The 5,569-nt window shown below is 56.9% G+C and carries 6 protein-coding genes; 5 read left to right on the top strand and 1 reads right to left on the bottom strand.

From position 1 onward, the window contains the following. A partial coding sequence (locus KKA81_16360) for a hypothetical protein (GenBank protein MBU2652500.1) occupies positions 1–405 on the top strand: 405 nt, incomplete at its 5' end. 27 nt (positions 406–432) lie between these two features. Here the strand turns inward: KKA81_16360 and KKA81_16355 are convergent. Then, entirely contained in the window at positions 433–1,083 is a 651-nt protein-coding gene (locus KKA81_16355; protein MBU2652499.1) for a hypothetical protein, read from the bottom strand. A 215-nt stretch (positions 1,084–1,298) separates the two neighbouring features. Here KKA81_16355 and KKA81_16350 point away from each other — a divergent pair, with 215 nt between their 5' ends. The 4 genes from KKA81_16350 to KKA81_16335 form a co-directional block, all read left to right on the top strand. Continuing rightward, on the top strand, positions 1,299–2,648 hold the full coding sequence (locus KKA81_16350; GenBank protein ID MBU2652498.1) for an MATE family efflux transporter: 1,350 nt from the start codon (positions 1,299–1,301) through the stop codon (positions 2,646–2,648). A 90-nt stretch (positions 2,649–2,738) separates the two neighbouring features. Further along, positions 2,739–3,500 (top strand): fumarylacetoacetate hydrolase family protein, encoded by a 762-nt coding sequence (locus KKA81_16345; protein MBU2652497.1) that lies wholly within the window; start codon positions 2,739–2,741, stop codon positions 3,498–3,500. Positions 3,501–3,580: 80 nt separating this feature from the next. Then, positions 3,581–4,771 carry a hypothetical protein gene (locus tag KKA81_16340; GenBank protein ID MBU2652496.1) on the top strand — a complete coding sequence of 397 codons (1,191 nt, stop codon included), beginning with the start codon at positions 3,581–3,583 and terminating at the stop codon, positions 4,769–4,771. Continuing rightward, positions 4,761–5,569 (top strand): hypothetical protein (locus tag KKA81_16335; GenBank protein MBU2652495.1); only part of this gene is annotated, 809 nt, incomplete at its 3' end. The genes KKA81_16340 and KKA81_16335, both read left to right, overlap by 11 nt.

The raw sequence follows: 5,569 nt of genomic DNA, 5'->3' as shown, positions 1-5,569 counted from the left end.
GAGCAAGATGTCATCTACCTGCGACTGACCCTCACCCGGCTCATGTTCGAATACGAAGCTTACACTAACCCTGGTCGCGACCTCAATAAATTGTACTGGGAACTGTTTGAACGCTACATGATGCTGCCGCGTCACGAGGATGTCAAAGCGTGGGCGAGCGTCATCCACTATACGACGCACCCGGTCTACCTGCACAACTATCTGTATGCCGACATGATCTCGGCCCAAACACTGAATTTTCTTACGGGATTGTACGGGGATCTCATCGACAACCGGGCGGTCCGGTCGTTCCTTGTTCAGAACTACTACCGTTTTGGTTCACGGTATCCCTGGCGGGATATGCTCGAGCGCGGCACTGGAGAAAAGTTGGATCCGAAATTCTTTATCGAGCGGCTGGGTCTTTAGCCGCTCCTGCTTCTCTCACGACACGTTTTACAGTCCAAAGGCGACGCTGAACTCCAGACCGATCGCCTGCGCATTTATAGGGATTTCTCCCCGAAAGAGACTACCGCTTAATTCAGTCCCCTTTGACAGTGCCGTCTCATAGTACAACTCCACCCGCGTGGCCACGGTCGGGGTTGAGTAGAGCTGGTGGCCGAGCCCGAATCGAAGGTAAGGGTGAGTGCCCAGCCCGCCATCGGAGTAGTTGGTCGCATCCACCTTAACGAGGCCGCCTTCAGCGCGTCCGAAGAAGGAGCCGGGCCGCGACGGATAAATCAGCCACATGGCGCCGGCGCCAAGCTTCAAGGCACGTCCACGTCCGGCATCAACTTCGGCAACTTTGGCGTAAAGCGCCTCGCCGGAGAGCCCCAGCCGAAGGAATGGCCGCAGCACATATTCGACGCGCAAGCCGAGACCGTACAGCGCCCGTCGTCCGCGGTCGGGGATAAGCGTAGATACAGTGTCGCCGACCAGTATGCCGCCGGTAAGGTAGGGGGCGATGACGAATGCTTTAGGTTCGAGTTTCAGGTCCTTCCGGGGCTTGATCGGAGAGGTGTCCCGTCGGGCGGACTCGACCGACGAGGCCTGCAGGGTGAATATCAGCAGCAGCAATACGGTCGCGCAATAAATCTTCTGTTTCATCTGGTCTGGTCTCCCTCCCGCGGTAAAGCTTCGGAATTGTGCATCATGGTCTCCCCAATAAACGTTTGACTTGACCGATTATCAAGCGCCAACCGGCCAGAAGTGATACATTTTAGCAGCCGAGTCGGCCGATAATTGTTGTGATCGTTGCCGGCAACTCGTAACATTGTCCAACCACCGACCGTGCCTGAACTCGATCGAACGGATTTTCCTCGATGCCGACTCCTGACCATATCACCGACGGCCCCATCGCCCGAACCGTCTTTTCACTGGCCGTCCCGGTGGTGCTGGGCATGCTTATGGAGTTTGCTCTGGCCACCACCGATTATTTCTGGGTGGGCAAGCTTGGGGCTTCCGCTCAGGACGCCGTGACGACTTCGATGGTTGTCATCTGGACCATGTTTGCAGCGACCTCAATCATCTCAATTGGAATTACCGCTCTTGTTTCCCGCCATATCGGGGGGAAACGACCGGAACGGGCAGCGTTTTACACGAGGCAGGGACTGGCCATGGCCCTGTTTGTCGGCTTGGCCGCATCGGCGACGGGATTTGCGCTCGCGCCCTCCTTTCTCCGTTTCATGGGGACCTCGGAAGTCACGCTTCCGATTGCGCTTGCTTATATGCGAGTGTCGTTTGGATTCGCCACCGCCTTTTTTATCGTCGAGGTCGTGTACGCCGTTTTTCGAGCTACCGGGGACACTCGTACACCCACCAAAATAGCCGTGACCGTTGTTCTGCTGAACATGGGTATCGACCCGCTCCTGATATTCGGCTGGGGACCGGTTCCAGCGCTGGGCGTGGCCGGAGCGAGCGTCGCCACCGGGCTGTCCGGCCTGACCGCCGCATCCTGGGCGCTTGGCAAACTTTTGCGCGGCCGGGCGGGATTCCCGGTCAGCGGACTGTTTCAATACCGCCCAGATTTTCGCGAGATTTACAAGATTGCCCGAATCGGACTTCCGATCGCCAGCCAGCAGTTCGTTTTCGTCGCCGTGTACTGGTTTTTGATAAAGATAGTCCATCAGTTCGGAGAAGGCGCCGCCGCTGCGATGGGTATCGGAAACCGGATGGAGTCGTTTTCTTATCTGACCTGTACCGGCTTCGCGGTGGCCGCCTCGACCATGGTCGGCCAGAATCTCGGGGCCGAAAAACCCGATCGCGCCGCCCGATGTGCCTGGAGTGCGACGGGACTTGCGGTCGTCGTCACGATGTCGATGTCCGTTCTTTTCCTGACAATCCCGAGGCAAATAGCCTCCGTTTTTACGGATAGTCCGGCCGTTCTCGAAATTGCTGTCGCCTACCTTATGATTCTCGGCCTGTCGCAAATTACAATGGCGGTCGAAATCGTCCTGGAGGGGGCATTTGGCGGGGCGGGAGACACGATTCCGCCGATGGTTGTGATGAGTATCGGGGCACTGGCTCGCATTCCGCTCGCTTATTGGCTCTGTTTCACACTCGGCTGGGGTATCAATGGTGTGTGGTGGACATTGACCTTCACTACCACGGTCAAGGCGCTGATATTGGCTTATTGGTTCTGGCGCGGTCGATGGAAACTCAAGCAAGTCTGATTATCATTGACCCTGCCCGCTATCTGCCGTTTATTCCAATCGGTTACGTTGAAATGATCGGTGTGCAACAATAAAGGGGTTTGTATGAGTCTGCGATTTGTCCGCTTCCGCGATAATGATGAAAAAACGCACTATGGGCGACTGGAAGAGGGAACCATCCGTGTCCTGAAACAAGCTCCGTGGCTGGGGATTGAAGAAACGGGCAAGACCGTGAAACCGGAAGACACCACGCTGGTGGCGCCGGTGGAACCGTCCAAGATCGTTTGTATTGGATTAAATTACCACGCCCACGTCAAAGCGAGTTACTCCGCCGATGAGGCCCCCGAGCGACCCCTGATATTTTTGAAACCACCCTCGGCCGTAATCGGCCCCGAAGAGAAGATCATACACACGACTCAATCCGAGCGAGTGGACTACGAGGCGGAGCTGGGCATCGTAATGGGCAAGACTGCCAAAGACATCTCCGAGGTAAATGCTCCGGACTATATTTTCGGCCTGACCTGTGTCAATGATGTCACCGCCCGCGATCTGCAGAAAGTCGACGGCCAGTGGTCGCGCGCCAAAGGATTCGACACGTTTTGCCCGGTCGGACCGTGGATTGTCAGCGATCTTGACTTCTCTGATCTCCTGGTCGAAGGCATTCTCAACGATCAAATCATGCAATCGGGTCGAACCGCGCAGATGATATTCAAGATTCCGTTTTTGATCAGCTATATCTCATCGGTGATGACCCTCTTGCCCGGCGACATCATCTCAACCGGTACGCCTTCCGGGATCTCGCCGATGAAACCGGGGGACAAGATCGAGGTACGGGTCGAGGGAATCGGGACGCTGGTCAATTACGTCGCATAAATTGATCCGATGAGGGCACGACGGGTACAAAGGATTAGAAGCGGGCCAAGGACGACTTGTGTGCAGCACAGGGACAACGCATGACCGAACGACTCTATTATAATGATCCGAACGTGGTCGAGTTTGACGGCCGGATCGTAGCGGTGGACCGCACGGACGACCGGCACGCGACCATTCTGGATCGTTCCGCCTTTTATCCGACTTCGGGTGGACAGTTGTACGATATCGGACGACTGGGACACGCCGACGTCATTGAAGTCGTCGAGGACGATGCCGGGAATGTCCTGCACCTCACGGGCGAGCCGGTCGGCACGGTTGGTGAGTTGGTTCGGGGAAGTGTCGAGCCGGGTCGACGTCAACGCCACCGTCAGCAGCACACCGCCCAGCATATTCTCAGTCAGACGTTTTTAGATCTGTTTGAGATGAAAACCGTGTCGGTCCATCTCGGTGAGGAGTATGGCGCGGTCGAACTCGACACGGAAAATCTCACGCCCGAACAGTTGCGCCGGGCCGAGGACCGCGCGATGGAGATCATTTTCGCCAATTATCCCGTACATATCCTGTTTGTCGATCGATCCGAGGCGCTGCAAATGCCGTTGCGAAAGCTCCCCGACAGGGAAGGCACGATCCGGGTGATCAAAATCGGTGAATACGACTACTCGGCCTGTGGCGGGACCCACTGCGATGCGACCGCCCAGGTGGGAGTGCTGCATATTGTCGGTACGACGAAGATGCGCGGTCACGTGCAGGTCAATTTTCTCGCCGGGGCGCAGACCCGGTCCGACTACCTCAGTCGCTGTGATGTCACGACCGCTCTGACCGGCACATTCACCTGCCATCTCGACGATTTGGTCGACAAGACTTTGCGTCTGGTCGAGGAATGCAAGTTGCTTCGCCGTGAACTGACCCGACTGCAAAAGGAAATGCTCCCGGCCGAAGCCGTCAAAATTGCGGCCCAACAATCACGAGTCGGAAGATTCACTCTGGTCTTTGTCGATCTCGGTGAATATGATCCCAAGCTGGCCGTTCAACTGGCCGGTCTGGTGACCGAGCGAACCAAGGGGCCAACGGCGCTGCTCTGCGGAGACAAGTTGGTGCTGACGGTTCCGCCCGACATCGGGCTGCACGCCGGAAATCTCATGCGCGAATTGTCCGACGAGGCCGATCTGAGGGGCGGCGGCGGTCCGGCTCAGGCGCAGGCCGGAGGCGCAAAACGCACTCGACTGGGCGACTACCGCGAGATCATGGAAAGACTATTGAATGAAGCCTAGCGCACGATACGCCATTTGGGTATTGCTTGCCATCGTTCTGGGCGGGACCGTGCGCGCTCAGCAAGCGCCGCAGAAGCTCGTTCTCAACCACACTGACGAACTGGAAGTCGTGTACGAGAAGGAGCGGTATATCACCTACGCCAACGGCCACGTTGACTTCCAGACTGAATCCGGTCACATCTACTGCGACTCGGCGGTGTTCCTCCGGGGAGTTTTCGCGAACCTTCGCGGCAACGTCTTTGTCGACGACACGGCGTATACGCTTCGGGCCGATTCCGTTTATTATGCCATCCCGACCGGTCAGGCGACCGCGCGCGGTGAGCGCGTCGAACTCTGGTCGTTTGCCGATTCTCTGTATGGGATCGGGGTCTACGCGTTCTATGACCGCACGAACGGCAATTTCAATATGGATCAACGACCAACGATCTATCTCGGCTATCCCGATACCGCCAAGATGATCGAGGTGATCGCCGACAATGTCGATTACCGGGCCGATCGAGCGCGGGCCGAAGCGATGGGCAATGTGCTGATCCATTCCAACGACCTCCAGGCGAAAGCAGAATGTGCGGTGATGAATACCGAGGCAAACGTGCTCGATCTCTATACCAAGCCGGTAGCCAAGCGCGGCCTGTCCACTATCAGCGGGGAGTTCATCTCGGTCTATTCGGCCAACGGTGAGATACAAAAGATCGATGTCATGGATTCGGCCAACGGCGAATTTATCGAACCGACCGATTCGACCAACACCGACTTCGACCGATCCAGGCTTCGGGGGAGACGCATCATCATGAGTTTCCT

It is taken from the genome of Bacteroidota bacterium (assembly GCA_018831055.1).
GTDB lineage: Bacteria > Bacteroidota > Bacteroidia > Bacteroidales > B18-G4 > M55B132.
This window is presented reverse-complemented; position numbering and strand designations above follow the sequence as displayed.

Bases quoted from the DNA above. Each gene is read 5' to 3' on its own strand.
- KKA81_16350 (MBU2652498.1), top strand. From the start codon at position 1,299: ATGCCGACTCCTGACCATATCACCGACGGCCCCATCGCCCGAACCGTC.
- KKA81_16355 (MBU2652499.1), bottom strand. From the start codon at position 1,083: ATGAAACAGAAGATTTATTGCGCGACCGTATTGCTGCTGCTGATATTC.
- KKA81_16340 (MBU2652496.1), top strand. From the start codon at position 3,581: ATGACCGAACGACTCTATTATAATGATCCGAACGTGGTCGAGTTTGAC.